The organism is Methylopila turkensis, from assembly GCF_027922325.1.
Classification (GTDB): domain Bacteria; phylum Pseudomonadota; class Alphaproteobacteria; order Rhizobiales; family Methylopilaceae; genus Methylopila; species Methylopila turkensis.
Map to the genome: position 1 here is coordinate 1 of NZ_BSFL01000002.1, position 16,098 is coordinate 16,098.

At 69.4% G+C, this 16,098-nt stretch carries 16 protein-coding genes; 5 read left to right on the top strand and 11 right to left on the bottom strand.

Features of this window, described 5'->3' with window-relative positions; translation table 11 throughout:
- Positions 1-226: 226 nt before the first annotated feature.
- Positions 227-1,633, top strand: coding sequence for an allophanate hydrolase (locus PKE78_RS06625; protein WP_271200092.1), 1,407 nt, complete (start codon positions 227-229; stop codon positions 1,631-1,633).
- Positions 1,634-1,709: 76 nt separating this feature from the next.
- Here the strand turns inward: PKE78_RS06625 and PKE78_RS06630 are convergent, their stop codons facing one another.
- Positions 1,710-1,982 (bottom strand): hypothetical protein, encoded by a 273-nt coding sequence (locus PKE78_RS06630; protein ID WP_271200093.1) that lies wholly within the window; start codon positions 1,980-1,982, stop codon positions 1,710-1,712.
- An 877-nt stretch (positions 1,983-2,859) separates the two neighbouring features.
- On the opposite strand from PKE78_RS06630, the gene PKE78_RS06635 reads away from it, so the two are divergent.
- A complete protein-coding gene (locus PKE78_RS06635; RefSeq protein WP_271200094.1) occupies positions 2,860-3,051 on the top strand; it encodes a hypothetical protein in 192 nt (63 codons plus the stop codon).
- Between the two features lie 70 nt (positions 3,052-3,121).
- On the opposite strand, the gene PKE78_RS06640 is transcribed toward PKE78_RS06635, so the two are convergent.
- The 5 genes from PKE78_RS06640 to coxB form a co-directional block, all read right to left on the bottom strand.
- Positions 3,122-4,276 carry a c-type cytochrome gene (locus PKE78_RS06640; RefSeq protein WP_271200095.1) on the bottom strand — a complete coding sequence of 385 codons (1,155 nt, stop codon included), beginning with the start codon at positions 4,274-4,276 and terminating at the stop codon, positions 3,122-3,124.
- Complete coding sequence (locus tag PKE78_RS06645; protein ID WP_271200096.1) at positions 4,273-4,899, bottom strand: cytochrome c oxidase assembly protein; 627 nt, start codon at positions 4,897-4,899, stop codon at positions 4,273-4,275. Before PKE78_RS06645 ends, PKE78_RS06640 begins: the two co-directional genes overlap by 4 nt.
- The gene (locus PKE78_RS06650) at positions 4,896-5,291 is read right to left on the bottom strand and encodes a hypothetical protein (protein WP_271200097.1); all 396 of its coding nucleotides are present in this window, start codon (positions 5,289-5,291) and stop codon (positions 4,896-4,898) included. Before PKE78_RS06650 ends, PKE78_RS06645 begins: the two co-directional genes overlap by 4 nt.
- Positions 5,288-7,825, bottom strand: a complete 2,538-nt coding sequence (gene ctaD, locus PKE78_RS06655) for a cytochrome c oxidase subunit I (RefSeq protein WP_271200098.1) — start codon at positions 7,823-7,825, stop codon at positions 5,288-5,290. The genes PKE78_RS06650 and ctaD overlap by 4 nt, the downstream gene beginning before the upstream one ends.
- 184 nt (positions 7,826-8,009) lie before the next feature.
- Complete coding sequence (gene coxB / locus PKE78_RS06660; RefSeq protein WP_271200099.1) at positions 8,010-9,020, bottom strand: cytochrome c oxidase subunit II; 1,011 nt, start codon at positions 9,018-9,020, stop codon at positions 8,010-8,012.
- A 55-nt stretch (positions 9,021-9,075) separates the two neighbouring features.
- Here coxB and PKE78_RS06665 point away from each other — a divergent pair, with 55 nt between their 5' ends.
- From PKE78_RS06665 to PKE78_RS06675, 3 genes are all read left to right on the top strand, one after another.
- The gene (locus PKE78_RS06665; RefSeq protein WP_271200100.1) at positions 9,076-9,990 is read left to right on the top strand and encodes a TIGR02587 family membrane protein; all 915 of its coding nucleotides are present in this window, start codon (positions 9,076-9,078) and stop codon (positions 9,988-9,990) included.
- Positions 9,990-10,394 carry a TIGR02588 family protein gene (locus PKE78_RS06670; protein ID WP_271200101.1) on the top strand — a complete coding sequence of 135 codons (405 nt, stop codon included), beginning with the start codon at positions 9,990-9,992 and terminating at the stop codon, positions 10,392-10,394. Before PKE78_RS06665 ends, PKE78_RS06670 begins: the two co-directional genes overlap by 1 nt.
- A gap of 81 nt (positions 10,395-10,475) precedes the next feature.
- Positions 10,476-11,477 carry a GlxA family transcriptional regulator gene (locus PKE78_RS06675; protein WP_271200102.1) on the top strand — a complete coding sequence of 334 codons (1,002 nt, stop codon included), beginning with the start codon at positions 10,476-10,478 and terminating at the stop codon, positions 11,475-11,477.
- 12 nt (positions 11,478-11,489) lie between these two features.
- On the opposite strand, the gene PKE78_RS06680 is transcribed toward PKE78_RS06675, so the two are convergent.
- The 5 genes from PKE78_RS06680 to PKE78_RS06700 are packed head-to-tail and all read right to left on the bottom strand — an operon-like array spanning position 11,490 to position 16,096.
- Positions 11,490-12,623, bottom strand: a complete 1,134-nt coding sequence (locus PKE78_RS06680) for a carboxylate-amine ligase (RefSeq protein ID WP_271200103.1) — start codon at positions 12,621-12,623, stop codon at positions 11,490-11,492.
- Positions 12,624-12,680: 57 nt separating this feature from the next.
- A complete protein-coding gene (locus tag PKE78_RS06685; protein WP_271200104.1) occupies positions 12,681-13,385 on the bottom strand; it encodes an ABC transporter ATP-binding protein in 705 nt (234 codons plus the stop codon).
- A complete protein-coding gene (locus PKE78_RS06690) occupies positions 13,378-14,187 on the bottom strand; it encodes an ABC transporter ATP-binding protein (RefSeq protein ID WP_271200105.1) in 810 nt (269 codons plus the stop codon). The genes PKE78_RS06685 and PKE78_RS06690 overlap by 8 nt, the downstream gene beginning before the upstream one ends.
- Positions 14,184-15,227 carry a branched-chain amino acid ABC transporter permease gene (locus PKE78_RS06695; protein ID WP_271200106.1) on the bottom strand — a complete coding sequence of 348 codons (1,044 nt, stop codon included), beginning with the start codon at positions 15,225-15,227 and terminating at the stop codon, positions 14,184-14,186. The genes PKE78_RS06690 and PKE78_RS06695 overlap by 4 nt, the downstream gene beginning before the upstream one ends.
- On the bottom strand, positions 15,224-16,096 hold the full coding sequence (locus PKE78_RS06700) for a branched-chain amino acid ABC transporter permease (RefSeq protein WP_271200107.1): 873 nt from the start codon (positions 16,094-16,096) through the stop codon (positions 15,224-15,226). Before PKE78_RS06700 ends, PKE78_RS06695 begins: the two co-directional genes overlap by 4 nt.
- Positions 16,097-16,098 lie beyond the last annotated feature (2 nt).

Sequence of the window (16,098 nt, forward strand, 5' to 3'; positions counted from 1 at the left end):
ACGGCCGCCCAAACAGGCGGCCGTTTTGCTTTGACCACGCCAGCAGGAACAGCGCCGACGGAGGTCTAAATCCGTCTCCCCTCGCCTCGCCCAACGCGGCAAAGCCCCGCAATTAGTTGCTTCGCCGGCAGGCTCCCTGCGGGACAATGGCTTAAGACCGCCGGCCCCGATCGGGCGCCGGCGCGCGGCCCATGCGCCGCCGGTCATGCGCGTTGGGAGCAAAAGTTTGGACATCGGTTCTGTCGCGTTCGACTTCGCGTCCGTCCGGGCGAGGCTGGCTGAAGGAGCCGATCCCGTCGCGCTGGTCGCGGAGAGCTGCCGCCGCGCCTCGGCCGTCGCCGACGCCGGCATCTTCACCGCGCTGACGCCGCCGGAGACCGCGCTCGAAAACGCCCTCCGGCTGGCGGCGGAGGCGCGCGCCGGACGCGACCTGCCGCTGCTCGGCCTGACCTTCTCGGTCAAGGACAACATCCATGTGGCCGGGATGGTCACCACGTCGAACTGTCCGGTGTTCGCGATCGATCCGCAGGAGAGCGCGCCGACGGTGACCGCGCTCGAACAGGCTGGCGCGGTGCTGATCGGCAAAAACACCATGGACCAGTTCGCGACCGGGCTGAACGGCACCCGTTCGCCCGATCCGCTGTGCCGCAACGCCGTCGACCCGGTCTACATCCCCGGCGGATCGAGCTCGGGCTCGGCGGTCGCGGTGGCGCGCGACATCGTCTCGTTCGCGCTCGGGAGCGACACCGGCGGCTCGGGCCGCGTGCCCGCCGCCTGCAACGGCGTCGTCGGGGTGAAGCCGACGATCGGTCTCGTCAGCATGCGCGGCCTCGTGTTCAACAGCCGCTTCTTTGACTGCGTGCCGGTGTTCGCGCGCAGCGTCGCGGACGGCGCCGAGATCCTGCGCCTGATCGCCGGCTTCGATCCGCTCGACCCCTGGAGCCGGACCGACGCCGGCGCGATCGACCTTAAGCCCCTGCCCCCGGCTTCCGCCCGACTCGCGGTTCCGCGGGCCGACCAGCTCCGGTTCTTCGGCGACGCCGCGTCCAAAGCCGCCTTCGCCGCGAACCTCGCGGCGCTGCGCGGCCTCGGGCACGAGCTGGTCGAGATCGACTTCGCGCCGTTCGAGGAGGCCGGGCGTCTCGTGTTCCAGTCCGCCATGGTGGCGGAGCGTCTGGTGGACTATGGCGCGGTCGTCGCCGAGCGGCCGGAGGGCGTGCACCCGGCGGTGCGCGCGGCGATCGAGCCCGGGCTCTCCTATTCGGCGCGCGACGCCTTCGAGGCGCTCTACCGCATGCGGGAGCTCAAGCGGGTCGCGGAGATCGCGCTCGCCGACGTCGCCGCGCTGGTGGTCCCGACCGTGCCGACGATCTTCACGATCGACGAGATGCTGGCCGAACCGATCGCCCGCAACACGATCATGGGGACCTACACCTATTTCGTGAACCCCATGGATCTCTGCGCCGTCGCGACGCCGGGGGCGCCGCGCGCGGACGGATTGCCGTCGTCGGTGAGCTTCGTCGGTCTCGCGGGACGAGACGGCGTGGTCGCCGGCCTCGCCGCAGGGTTCGAGCGCACGATGGCTGGAGCGCTGAAGCAACCGTCGGCCGGTCTGCGCCGCATACGGGACTGACGACGCCATCTGGGAACCAGGCCCCGCCTTCCGCGAACCGCGCGCCGTGAATTCACGCCCGGCCCGCAAAGCAGCTTCAGCGATCGCAATACGTAATCAAGCTGAAGTCCGAATCCTGCAACGCCTGATTGCCGCTCCTGTACGAGTAAACCGTCAGCGTATTCTGATATGTGGTGATGGTGTAATTGATGTCGAATGCATTCGTGGAGGTCGCGACGCTCGCGCAACCTGTCACATCGCGCCCGAACGTGACGTAGTAGATGCCGACCGCGGCTCTCGTAGACGAAACGACGCCGGCTCCCCCGAGCGACTCCCCTGAGATCGCCACGCGGGCGCTCATCAGCGCCATGCCGCGATCGGTCGAAGACGGCGTGGTGGCCGCTCGCGCTCCGCCCGACGCGGAGGGAGGGTTGACGCCCGGGGGCTCCGATTTCGTCTGCCCATAGACAGGGCCCGTAAGGCTCACGATCGCGAGCGCCGCGAAAAGTCTGTTCATACGTTTCCCCCGTACGTTTGGGCGCAGGATCGGGGGAAGCCTCACGTCATGCAAGCCAAAAGATGGCCAAAGATCGCCGACGCCCAGATAAGACGGCGTAGCCTTCGGGCGGAACGTCGAACGACGAAAGCCGATCGTGAGCGGGCGGCGAAGGCTGACGCGACGCCGGCGGACACCGCCCACGCGCTCCGCAAAAACATGCCGCCTATCGGGAAGTAGTTCCCTGGCGAAGCAGGCGGCGACGCGCTAGCAGCGGTCTCCTCCTGCCGCTTCGGGCTCCATGATCGCGACCGTTACCCTGCTGGATGGCGAAAGTCCGCCTGAGGGCGAAAGCTACCTTGTCGTCGAGTGGCGCACGAGCGGCGCCGGCGTGCAGATCGTCCGGGAGCCGCACGGCCTTCGCTATCTCGTGGCGCCCGACAAACACGCCTTCTGGACGGTCGAGGCCCGGCATCTCGCCAAAAGAATGAAGCTCGGGCGCCTCTACTATGTTGGTTATCCTCGCTCGCCGAGCCGGAGCGCAGGCGCGGGCGATCGGGGCTCCGCCTCGGAACGCCCAGCGGACCTTCGCGTTAGCGTACGACAACCATAAACCGACGACGCCGCTGAGCGTCGTGCAGGGCTCGTCGCGCGCGGCCGGCTGTCGCCGCGTCCAGATCAAAGGCTCGCTCGACGTCGCGATCGTCAAAATCGGAGAGCAAGCGCCCTCCGCCCACAGGAGCGACGACCTATGCGACAACCTCAAAAGCCGTACCGCATCCGGAAGCTTCACGATTTTGGCGACCGGTGCTGGGGCGTTGTCGACGCCAACGGCGCTCTCGTCGATGTCGACGGGCTGTCGATGAAGCTGCAGCGGGAGGAAGCCGAGATCCTCGCCGCGAGGCTCAACGACCCCGAGGACGTCGCGCCGCTCGAAACCTAGCAGACGCTTCGGATCGCTCCCCGAGCGCGTATCGCCGGCGTGTCACGGCCGGCGGCTTCCCGAGCGTAACTCAGCGTGACGGCGCCTCCGGCGGCTGCGACGCGTAATAGGCCGCGACCGCCTTGATGTCGGCCTTGGTCATCCCGAAGGCGATCTTGCGCATGATCTCGCGGAACGGTCCGCCGCCGCGGGAGTCGTCCTCCTTCTCCCAGAGCAGAAGCTGCGATTCCAGATAGCTCGCATGCTGTCCGGCGAGCCTGGGATAGGCCGGGTTGCGGGCCGAGGCCGAAGGCCCGTGGCAGGAGGAGCAAGCCGGCGTGCCGGTGTCCCGCACGCCCTCGCGCGCGATTTTTTCGCCGCGCGCGACGAGCGCGGGGTCGGGCGATCCAGCTCCCTCCGGCCGTCCCGGCGTCTGCGCGGCGTAATGCTCGGCGAGCGCCGCGATCTCGGCGTAAGGGATGCGCGCGGCGGCGGTCTGCATGATCCCGCTGTGGCGCGTCCCTTGCGCGTAAGCCGACAGGGCGTCGTACAGATAGTCTTCGCTCTGGCCGGCGATGATGGGGAAGGCGTCGCCGTCGCGCCCCATGCCGTCGCGGCCGTGGCAGCGCGCGCAGTCCGCGAGCACGTCAGGCCGCGGCGCCGGCCCCTGAGGGCCGTGGGCGATCGCGACCAGTCCGCCGACCGCCCCGTCATTCTCCTCGCCCATGGCGAGCCGGGCGTAATCCTGGTCGGACATGCCCGGAAGCTTGCGCAAGAAGGCGACCACCGCCCAGGCTTCGTCCTCGCGCTCCTCGCTCGAGACCCAGGCCGGCATGCCGCTGAACTTCACGCCGTGCTTCACGATCCAGAACAGATGCTTGGGCTCCCAGGTCGGGACCTTCTTCTCGAGATCGGGCGCGACCGGCGACATTTCGTGGATGATCGGCGAGCGCGGCCGCCCCGGCGCGCCGTGGCAGCTCGCGCAGCCGCTCGCGTAATGCCCGGCGCCGCGGGCGATCAACGCGGGCGAATCGAGATTGTCCGGGGTCTCCACGGCGATGGTGCGCGTCTTGACCGAGTTGATCATGACGTAGTGCAGGAACCAGTCCGTGATCGCCCAGTGCGGCGTGGTCGCCGCAACGTTGAACAGGCCGGACCATGCGAAGGCGAGCGCGCCGACCGCGACCGCGCACGCCGCGAGCGCGGCGCGCAGGGGCGTGACGAGGACGTTGATGCGCCACTTCATCGGCCCGCTCCCGGTTCGGCGGCCCGGTCCTCGCGTAGCAGCCGGGCCGCGAGCGCGAGCCCGCCGGCGAGATAGACCCCGCCGCCGACCAGCAGCATCACGATTCCGCCGAGATGCTGCTGGTGCAGCGCCTCCGCCGCGCCGCCGTGGTGGGCGGCGTAGAGCGGGACGGTGGTGGTCGACAGCAGCACGCCGAGCAGCGTCATGTGGATCGAGGTCAACAGCATGCCGATTGTCCCTTGCGCCGCGGCGGGCCGGGAGCCGCCGTGGCCCAGGCATGCGATCCAGAGCCAGAGTCCGGCCAGCAGAAACGACCCCTGCTCGGCGACATAAAGCAGGCCGTGCGAACGCGCGAGGTCATGGGCCGCCGGCGCGTGCCAGCCCCACACCACCACGAGCTCGACGAGCGAGACCGGAACCGCCGCGAACAGGGCCGGCCGCGCGACGGAGGGGTCCGAGCGCGTACCAACGAGCCCGAGCGCCAGCAGCGGCGCGGCGACGGCGACGACCGTCATGTGGCTGGTCATATGCGCCGCGAAGCCATGGCCGAAGGCGGCCTCCGGCAACGGCGACCATGCGAAGGCCAGCGCCGCGCCGCCGGCGACCGTCAGCGCGCCCCTCATCGGCAGTCTCCGATGAACACGGCGGGCAGCGCCACGAAGATCACGCCGATGAAGGACAGACCGCACAGCAGGACGGTCGCGAAGCCGAGGAACTGCTGGCGGTCGTCGAAGGTCGCGTCGTCATAGGGCGGCTCGGCGTCGCCGTCGCCCCAATGCCTCCAGGCCTGTCGGCTCGACCACGCGATCGCCGCGAGCGCCGCGACGGTCGCGACCGCGATGACGATCCGGGCGGTGGTTATGTCCGGCCAGCCGCCGCCCGTGAACACGCGCGCATCCGCCATGGCCTTGGCGCATTCGACCGAAGCCGCGACGTAGCAGACGAGGAAATGAACCGCCCAGACGGTCGGCGCGGTGATCAGCGTGATCAGGTTGGCGCGGGTCGAGGCGATCATCGGACGGCCAGCGGAAACAGCGCCAGCACCGCGACGGTGACGGCCATGGTGATGAGCGCGAAATGCCAGAACAGCACGACGTTGTGGATGTCGATGTCGTGCTCGGCGGTGAGCTTGCGGCCGACCGAACGCGCGAGGCAGTAGAGCGTCATGATCACCCCGACGCCGAGGTGGACCGCGGTCCAGATCGCGATGATCCAGACGGTCGCGGGATAGACGTGGGAGGTCGGATCGAGGCCGGTGGCGTGCGGGCCCCAGAGCAGCGCCGCGCCGCCGCCGATCGCGAGCACGACGGAGCCCGCCAGCCAGAAGCGCAAGGCGCCTGGGCTGTCGGCCGCGTTGGCGCGGCGGGCGAGCAGCATCGCGCCCCAGGAGGCGAGGACGAGCGCCATGGCGACGGCCGGCCAGAACTGTCCCGGCCCGACGCCCGCGGCCGGCGGGAACGCGCTGGCGTGGATCGTCCAGTAGAAGAAGTAGCCGAAGATCAGGCTGGCGAAGGCCGACATGTCGCCGATCATGGTGATGAACATCGCCCACCAACCGACCGAGTCCGGCCCGGAGACATAGAGCGGCAGCTTCAGGCCGAGGCCGACGTCCTTCTCCTTCTTCTCCGGGATGATCGCGGTTCCGGTCCAGAGCCAGATCACGATCGCGATCAGCGCCGCGATCGAGAAGCCGATCGTCAGCGTCCAGGCGTAGAACGTCGCCGCGATGAAGGCGCCGCCGGTGAGGAAGGCCGCCCCCATGGTGATGAAGGTGTTGCTCGGCACGCGCAGGCACTGGATCGGCCGCGCGTCGAGCACGGAGGTGATCAGGGTCTCGCGTTTTCCCTCCTCGGCGTCCGGCAGGTAGAACCGCCCCTCATCGTAGTCCCGCACGAAGTTCGGCTGCTGCCAGATGGGGTAGCGCGTCGAGATGATCGGCACGGTGCGTACGCCCCAATCGCGACCCGGATTCTCCGACAGCCACTCCAGCGTGCCGGCGTTCCAGACGTTGCGCGGGGCGTAGGGCTCCTTCGACTTCGGCCGGAGGATGTCCCAGGCGACGACCAGCACGCCGGCGGCGAACACGAAGGCGCCGACGGTCGAGACCAGGTTCAGCGTCTCGAAGCCGAGGCCTTCGGCGTAGGTGAACACGCGGCGCGGCATGCCGCGCAGGCCCGTAATGTGCATCGGCAGGAACGTGACGTTGAAGCCGACGAACAGCAGCCAGAAGCCGATCTTGCCGAGCCGGTCCGACAGCCGACGGTCCATCACGAAGGGGTAGTAGTAGTAGATGCCCGCGATCAGCGGGAAGAACATGCCGCCGATCAGCGTGTAGTGCAGGTGCGCCACCACGAAATGGCTGTCGTGCGCCTGCCAGTCGAACGGCGCCAGCGCGACCATGACTCCCGTCAGCCCGCCGAACACGAAGATCGCGAGCGCGCCGACCGCGTAGAGCATCGGCACGGAGTAGATCACTCGTCCGGCGAGCAGCGTCGCCAGGAACACGAAGATCTGCACGCCGGTCGGGATCGCGACGGCCTCCGACGCCGCCGAGAAGAAGGCGAGCGAGATCGACGGCAACCCGGTCGTGAACATGTGGTGGACCCACAGGCCGAACGACAGGAAGCCGGTGCCGATCGCGGCCAGCACGATCCAGGAATAGCCGAGGATCGGCCTCTGGGCGAAGGTCGGCACGATCATCGCGAGCAGCGCGATGGCGGGCAGGAAGATGATGTAGACCTCCGGGTGGCCGAAGATCCAGAACAGATGCTGCCACAGCAGCGGATCGCCGCCCTTGGAGGGATCGAAGAACGGCCAGCCGAACATCCGCTCCATCTCGAACAGGATGTCGCCGGCGATCAGCGGCGGGAAGGCGAACAGGATCATGCCGGCCACCACCAGCACGTACCAAGCATAAAGCGGCATCAGATTGATGCGCATGCCCGGCGGACGGCACTTCAGCGTGCCGACGATGAGCTCCACGGCCGCCGCGATCGAGGCTACCTCGATGAAGGAGAGCCCGAGCAGCCAGACGTCGGCGCCGATGCCGGTCTGCTTGTGGTCGGTCGAGAGCGGCGGATACATGAACCAGCCGCTGTCCGGCGCGGCGTTGAAGAAGATCGAGCCGCAGACGAACACGCCGCCGAGCAGGAAGCTCCAGTAGCCGAAGGCGGACAGCCGAGGGAACGGAAGGTCGCGCGCGCCCAGCATCTCGGGAAGGATGAGAATCGCGACCGCCTCGAAGATCGGGATCGCGAACAGGAACATCATCGCCGTGCCGTGCAGCGTGAAGACCTGATTGTAGAAGGTGGCGGAGAGGAAATCGTTGTCCGGCACGGCGAGCTGCGCGCGGATCAGCAGCCCGAGAACGCCCGCGAACAGGAAGAAGGCGAGCGCCGTCGCCGTGTACCAGATTCCGACCTCGGAATTGTTGACCGCCGACCAGTAGCGGAAGCCCTTCGGCGTCTCCCACACCTTCTCGAGCCGCGCTTCCTGGGCCTTGCGGAGTTCGGGATCGTCCTGTGGGGAGGCGAGCGCGGCGTCGGTCATGGATCGTTCCTGCGCTGCGGCTTTACGTGGAGGCCGGGCGCCCCCTCACCCGCCGCTGCGCGGCGACCTCTCCCCGCTGGGGAGAGGTGCGCAACGGCGCCGTTTGTCACCTCTCCCCAGCGGGGAGAGGTCGGAGGGCGCAGCCCTCCGGGTGAGGGGGCGTTACGCACGGACAGATCCCCGCTCACTTCAGGCTCCCGAGATAGCCTGCGATCGCCTGCAGTTCGTCCGGCTTCAACGCGCCATAGGCCGGCATCTTCGCCCGCGGCTTCAGCGTGTCGGTCTCGCGGATGAAGCGCGCGACGTTGTCCGGCGTGTTCGGCATGAGACCGGCGCCCACGGTCGGGCGCTCGCCGAAGCGGGTCAGGTCGGGACCGACGACGCCCTTCGCCTCGGTCCCCGAGACCGCATGGCAGGCGCCGCAGCCGTTGTTGAGAAACAGCTCCGCGCCCCGCGCCTGTTCGGAGGCCTGCGCGGCCGGGCGCGCCTGATCCTTCAGCCACGCCTCGAAGGCGTCCTTCTCCATCGCCACGACGTCGAAGGCCATCAGCGCGTGGCTCGCGCCGCAGAACTCCGCGCAGACCCCGCGATAGACGCCGGGCTTCTCCGCCTGCAGCACCAGCCGGTTCTCGCGGCCCGGGATCATGTCGACCTTGCCGCCGAGCGAGGGGATCCAGAAGGCGTGGATCACGTCCGGGGCGGTCAGCGCGAACTCGACGCGCTCGCCGACCGGCAGCCTGACCTCGTTCGCCGAAGCGACGGCCGCGCCGTCCTGCGGGCGATAGGTCACCCGCCACCAGAACTGCTCGCCCGAGATGTCGATCCGCAGCCCCTCGCCCGGCTCGCGCAGCGTCCACATCATCCCAAGGCCGTAGACCAGCAGACCGGCCAGCACGACGGTCGGGAACCCGACGCCGCCCCACAGGATGAGCCTCAGTCCGACCTTCTCCTCGTGCGGGTCGGGCCGGATGCGGGTGGCGTAGACCGCGATCGCCATGACGATCGCCCAGACCACGCCAGCGCCGATGGCCATGACCCAGAACAGGGTCGCGACCTCGCGCGCCTCGAAGCCCGCCGGGTCGAGCGCCGACTGGACGCCCGAACAACCGCCGAGGACGAGCGCTCCGGCTGCGACCGCGAGAATGCGCCAATGACGGCCGCGAGCTGCGATGGTCTTATCCCCCTGCGAATCCAAGCGCCCGCCCCGGAACCTTGTGATGATTCTAGAACCGGCGAGGGACTTTACCGCCTTGACGATCGATCACGACAGCGCGATCTGCGCCGACACACCGGTGAGGACCATGGCCGCGGACACCAGAAGCGCAACGCGACCCGGCGAGGTCGAGCGGGAATTCCTCGCCAATCTCGGCCGCGCCGCCGGCGGAGCGATCGTGTTCGCGCTGCCCGTACTGATGACGATGGAGATGTGGTCGCTGGGCGCCAGCCTGGAACGGTGGCGGCTTGCGGTCATGCTGCTCGGCGCGCTGCCGCTGCTGGTTGGCCTGTCGCATTTCGTCGGCTTCGAGGAGACCGACACCTGGGTGGACGACCTGCGCGACGCCTTCATCGCGATCGCCGTGGGCTTCACCACGTCGGCCGTCGTCCTGACGCTGCTTGGCCTCATCGGACCGGACCGGTCGTTCGACGAAACGCTCGGGTCGATCCTGATCCAGACCGTGCCCGCGAGCTTCGGCGCGATCATCGCGCAAGGGCAGCTCGGCCAGACCGACGCGGCCGACGAACGCGCAAACCGCAAGGCCGGCTACGGCGGCGACCTGCTGTTCAACGCCGCCGGCGCCGTCTTCCTATCGTTCAACATCGCGCCGACGGAGGAGATCGATCTGATCGCGGCGTCGATGACCCCCATCCACGCCATCGCGCTGGTGATCGTCTCCGTGCTCGCGATGCACGCCATCGTCTATGTCGTGCGCTTCGCCGGCCAGTCGCGGCTGAGACCGGAGGGGCACGGCTTCTGGAGCCTGTTCGTGCGCTACACATTGCCGGGATACGCCATCGCCCTGATCTCCTGCGCCGCGATGCTGTGGGTCTTCGGCCGGCTCGACGACTACGGCGCGAGCTCGGCGCTGCGCCTCGTCGTGGTGCTCGGCTTTCCGGCCGCGGTCGGCGCGGCCTTCGCGCGGCTGATCGTCGGAGGCCAGAGCTGATGGCGGATACCGAGTCCCGGCCGCAGAAGCCGGAAGTCGCGCGCGTCGAATGGGCGGTCGGCGCTCTCGGCGCCACGATCGTCATCGCGGTCTTGGGCGTCCTGGCCTACGAGGCCGCAGTCTACCGCGACGGCGCGCCAGCCCTGGTCGCGCAAGTCGTCGACGTGACCGCGACGGAGGCGGGCCATGTGGTGCGGTTCCGCACGGAGAACCACGGCCCCTCGACCGCAGCCGAAGTGGTCGTGCGCGCGACGCTGACCCAGGGCGACCGCACGCTCGAGGAGGTCGAGACGACGCTCGACTACGTCGCCCGGAAGTCGAGCCGCGAAGCCGGCGTGATCTTCAAAGCCGATCCGGCGACCGCGACGCTGGATCTGCGGGCGACCGCCTACCGGAAGCCCTGAGCCCGATCCCAGCGGAAGCTCCAGATGAGGAGAACGGATTGGAAGTGGCGTCATCGGCCGAATCCAGGCCATAATTGACGCATGGCCGCCGCGTCCCCCGCCCCCATCGCCGAAATCGGCGTGCTGATCTATCCCCGCGCTCAGCTCGGGGCCGTGCACGGGCTCAGCGACCTGTTCTCGGTCGCGAACCTGATGGCGCGAAACCGCGACGGCGCCCGGGCGGCCCAACTGCGGATCAGCCACTGGACCGGTCGCGAGGACGGCGGCGTCGAACGGACGCTCGACAGCCATCCCGGGCTCGCCGGCGAGCCCGATGTCGTCGTCATGCCGCCGGCCGTGATCGCCCCGATCACGGCCGAGGAGGCGAAGCCGCTCGCGATCTGGCTGCGCGAGCGCCACGACCGCGGCGCGACGCTCTGCTCGGTCTGCGCCGGCGCCTTCCTGCTCGGCGAAACCGGCCTGCTCGAAGGCCGCCCCGCTACCACGCACTGGCATTTCGCCGAGGATTTCGCGACGCGGTTTCCGGACGCGCGCATGGACATCGACAAGCTCGTCATCGACGACGGCGACCTGATCACGGCGGGCGGGCTGATGGCCTGGACCGATCTCGGCTTGAAGCTCGTTGACCGGCTGCTCGGGCCGAGCGTGATGCTGGAGACCGCGCGGTTCCTGCTTGTCGACCCGCCGGGCCGCGAGCAGCGCCACTACAGCCTGTTCTCGCCGCGGCTCCGGCACGGCGACGAGGCGGTGCTGAAGGCCCAGCACTGGCTGCAGGCGACCGGCGCGCGGGACGCGTCGCTCGCCGCCATGGCCGAGAAGGCCGGGCTGGAGCCGCGCACCTTCCTGCGCCGGTTCCACAAGGCCACCGGCATGAAGCCGACGGAGTATTGCCAGCATCTGCGCGTCGGCAGGGCGCGGGACATGCTGGAGACCACCGCCCGCCCGGTCGAGCAGATCGCCTGGGACGTCGGCTACGAAGATCCGGGCGCGTTTCGAAAGGTGTTCGTCAAGGTGACCGGGCTCGGCCCACGCGAGTACCGCCAGCGCTTCGGACTGGCCTCGGTCCGCGCCGAGGCGGCCTGACGGGAGCGGACGTTAGAACTCCCCTCGCCCCACGGTCACCGCCGCCAACGTCCGGATGACCTCGCGCAAGGCGTGCGTGTCGGAGGTCGTCCGCTCCTTGGCCGCGCGGAACAGCGCGCGCTGGCGGTCGGCGCTGGTCCCGCCCGCGGCGATGGCGCGGCAGCGCGCGATCCAGTCCGTCGACCCGAGCGCCGCGGCGTCGCTCTCGACCAGCGCCAGCACGGCGTCGAGCTGCTCCCCCACCGTGCGCGTTTCGCCGGAGCGGGCGTCGATCAGGCGGGCCTCCAATCCGTGCTGCTGCACCTGCCAGAGGTTCGACGCGCAGACGCCGCGATCGACGACGCCGACCTCCGCGTTGATCTCCGGCCGCCGCACGAGGCAGCGCGTCAGCGCCTGGTAGAGCGCCGCCAGCGCGACCGCGTCGTCGACGCGGGTGCAGCAGTCGCAGACCCGGAGCTCGACGGTCGGGAAGCGGACCGACGGCCGAATGTGCCACCACAGGAAGCTGGCGTCGTCGATGACGCCGCCGGCGACCATAAGCTCCACGAACCGCCGGTACTCGTCTTCGTCGGCGAACATTTCCGGCAGGCCCGTCCGCGGCCATTGCGCGAAGGCGGTCAGGCGGTAGGAGTGCAGCCCGGTGTCGCGGCCCTGCCAGAACGGCGACGACGACGACAGCGCGAGCATCAGCGGCAGAAACGGCGTCAGCCGGTTCATGAGACGCACGCGGCCGTCGGGCTCCGGCGTCTCCACATGGGTGTGCATGGCGCAGATCATGGCGCGCGGCGCGATGACGCCGAGCTCCGCCAGCAGCCGCTGGTAGCGCTCCTTCTCCGTGGTGTCCTGGTCGCGGGCGCGGGCGAGCGGATGGCTGCCGGCGGCGAGCAGCAGGAGGCCGTGCTCCTCCGCCACCTTGGCGAGCCCAAGCCGCGCGGCCAGAAGCTGGTCGCGCGCCTCCTCGAAGCTCGTGGTCGGCTCGGTCTGGACCTCGACCTGACCCTTCAGGAACTCGTGCGAGGCCGGCTTCACCTCGGCCCCGCGGGCGCGGTGGAACGCGTCCGCGACGTCCGCGTCGGGCGTCGCGCCGGTCTCCGCGTCCGCCAGGAAATACTCTTCCTCGATCCCGAACCGAAACACGGCGTCCATGGGCGGCGCTCCAACGACCACCGCCGTGTTATAGGGCGCGCCGCGCCGGCCGCGTCGTCAGCCGCCGAGATAGGCCTCGCGCACATGCGGGTCGGCGATCAGCTCCGGCCCGAGGCCCCGCTTCACCACGCGGCCGGTCTCGATGAGATAGGCGTGGTCGCAGAGCTCGAGCGCGGCGAAAGCGTTCTGCTCGACCAGAAGCACGGTCGCGCCGCCGTCGCGGATCGCCTTGATGATGCGGAGCGTCTGCTCGACGATCGTCGGCGCGAGGCCGAGCGAGGGCTCGTCGAACATCACGAGCTTCGGACGGCTCATCAGCGCCCGGCCGATCGCCAGCATCTGCTGCTCGCCGCCGGACAGCGTTCCCGCCGACTGGTGGCGACGCTCGGCGAGGCGCGGAAAGTCGGAATAGACCCGGTCGTAGTCCTCCCGGACCTGGATCGGATCCTTCCGAAGATATGCGCCCATCGCGAGGTTGTCGGCGACGCTCATGTAGGGGAACACGCGCCGGCCCTCGGGGCAGTGCGCGATCCCGAGGCTGAGGATGCGGGCGGGGTCCGCCCCGGCGATGTCCTCGCGGCGAAAGCGGATCGTGCCCGCGCGCGGCTTCACCAGCCCTGAAATCGTCCGCAGCGTGGTGGACTTGCCGGCGCCGTTGGCGCCGATCAGCGCGACGAGCTCGCCCTCGCCTACGTCGAGGCTGATCCCCTTCAGCGCCGCCACCGGCCCGTAGCCGCATTCGAGGTCGCGGATCTCAAGCATGGGCGGCCTCCCTTTCGGCCTCGCGGGTCGCGGCGCTCTTGCCGAGATAGGCCTCGATGACCGCGGGATCGGCGCGGATCTCGGCCGGCGTCCCGTCCGCGATCAGCTTGCCGTGGTTCAGCACCACGATGCGGTCCGAGACCTCCATCACCATCGGCATGTCGTGCTCGACCAGCAGGATGGTGACGCCCTTGTCCCTGACCGAGCGGATCAGGCGCACGAAGTTCTTGGTCTCGGACGCGTTCATGCCCGAGACCGGCTCGTCCAACAGCAGCATCGACGGGTCGGTGGCGAGCGCCAGCGCGACGCCCACGAGCCGCTGCTCGCCATAAGACAGCGAGCCCGCGCGCTCCTCGGCGCGAGCGCTCAAGCCAACCCACTCGATCAGCTCGCGCGCTTTGGCGCGGCGCGCGGCCTCGCCGGCGCGCTCCTTCGGCAGATTGAAGATGGCGTCGAGCAGGCTGGCGCCGCCGTCCTCGCGGTGCAGGCCGATCAGCACGTTGTCGAGCACGGTGTCGTCGGGAAACACACTGGTGCGCTGGAAGGTGCGGGCGAGACCGAGCCGGTTGATGCGGTTCGGGGGGAGGCCGGCGAGGCTCGCGCCCTTGAAGCGCACCTCGCCCGTGGTGGGCTTCAGAAAGCCGGTGACCACGTTGAACGCGGTGGTCTTGCCGGCGCCGTTCGGGCCGATGAGGCTGAGGATCTCGCCGGGACGGACGTCGAAATGCAGGTCGGAGATCGCGACGAGCCCGCCGAAGCGCACGCCGACATGCTCGACCGAGAGGATGGGTTGGTCGCTCACCGCTGGCCCTCCAGTTGGGGCTTGGCGGCCGGCGCCGCCCCGTGCGCGCGGCGCGCCCTGCGGGCCGCGAACCAGTCGTCGACGTAGGGCGCGATGCCCCGCGGCATCAGGAACAGGATCAGGATGAGCACCGCGCCGTAGACGATCCACTGCGCCTCGGGCGCCATGTAGGGCCGCAGCGCCACCGGCAGCGTCCCGAAGATCAGGCCGCCGATCACGGGGCCCGCGAGCGCGCCCTTGCCGCCCGAGACCACCATGATGACCATGGTCACGGTGTAGGCGAACAGGAACACGTCCGGATCGATGATGCGGAAGTAGTGCGCGTAGAGGCTGCCGGCCGCGCCGGCGATCGCGGCGGAGAAGGTGGCGGCGACGGTCAGCGTCTTCGTGGCGTTGACGCCGACCGACATGGCGAGCTGCTCGTTCTCCTTCAGGCCCCGCATGGCGCGGCCGAAGCGCGAATGGACGAGCCGCGCCACCACGAGATAGGCGAGCGTCGCGACGCCGAGCATCAGGTAGTAGTTCTGGACCTTGGTGCGGAGCGTCAGCTCGCCGAGGCCGGGAAAGCCGAGCTTCATCTGCGGGATCGAGGTGAGCGCGAGCGGGCCCTGCGTCAGCTCGATCCAGTTCAGCGCGACGAGCCGCACCACCTCGGCGAAGCAGATCGTGACGATGACGAAGTAGGCCCCGCGCACCCGGAACGACAGCCGGCCGACGACATAGCCGAAGAAGCCGGACACCACGATCGCGACCAGGAAGCCGATGAAGGGATGCCAGCCCTCGTGGATCACCCGGACGTCGCCGAACAGGCCGACGTCGAAGCCGAGCGCGGTGAGCGCGCTGGCGTAGGCGCCGATGCCGAAGAAGGCGATGTGGCCGAGGCTGAGCTGGCCGGTGTAGCCGAGCAGCAGGTTCAGGCTGATTGCGCCGATGGTGAAGATGCCGCCGGTGATCAGCGCGTTGAGGAGATACGGGTCCTTCAGGCCGAGCGGCAGCAGGGCGAGGACGACGAGGACGACGGGCGGGAGGTAACGGGTCATCCGACGCGCTCCGCGCGGGCGAACAGGCCGGTGGGCTTCATCAGCAGCACCGCGATGATGATCAGGAAGCCCATGGCGTCGCGGTAGCCGGACGAGACGTAGCCGGCGCCGAACTCCTCAGCCAGCGCCAGCACGAAGCCGCCGATGGTGGCGCCCGCGATCGAGCCGAGGCCGCCGAGGATGACGATGGCGAAGGCCTTCACCGCGGCGAGGTCGCCCATCTGCGGGAACACGACGTAGACCGGCCCGAGCAGCGCGCCGGCGGCGGCCGCGAAGCTCGATCCGAGCGCGAAGGTCGCGGTGTAGATCAGTCGCACGTTGACGCCCATCAGCGCCGCGGTGTCGGCGTCCTGGAAGGTGGCGCGCATGGCGCGGCCGAGCCTCGTGCCGTTGATCATGGCGTAGGCCAGCGCGATCAGGGCGGCGGCGGCCAGCAGCACGAACAGGCGCAGCCACGAGATCGACACGCCGGCGAACTGCAGCGGCGCGTCCGGGAACGGCGACGGGATCGCCTTGGCGACGCCGCCGAAGATCCAGAGCGTGCCGGACTGCAGGATGATGCCGGCGCCGATCATCACCAGCATGGTGGTGTCGATGTCGGCGCCCCGGAGCGGCCGGAGCAGCGTGAGCTCGAGCAGCGCGCCGAGCGCGAGGCCCGCGACGATCGCGAACGGAAGCGCCAGGAAGAAGTTCATCCCAAGCGCGGTCGAGGCGAGATACATCGCGTAGGCGCCGAAGGTGTAGAGCGCCCCGTGGGTGAAGTTCACCACGTTCATGATGCCGAAGATCAGCGTGAGGCCGATCCCGAGCAGCGCGTAAGCGCCGCCCAGCACCATGGCGTTGACGAGGTGTTGCAGGAACTGGTCCACGG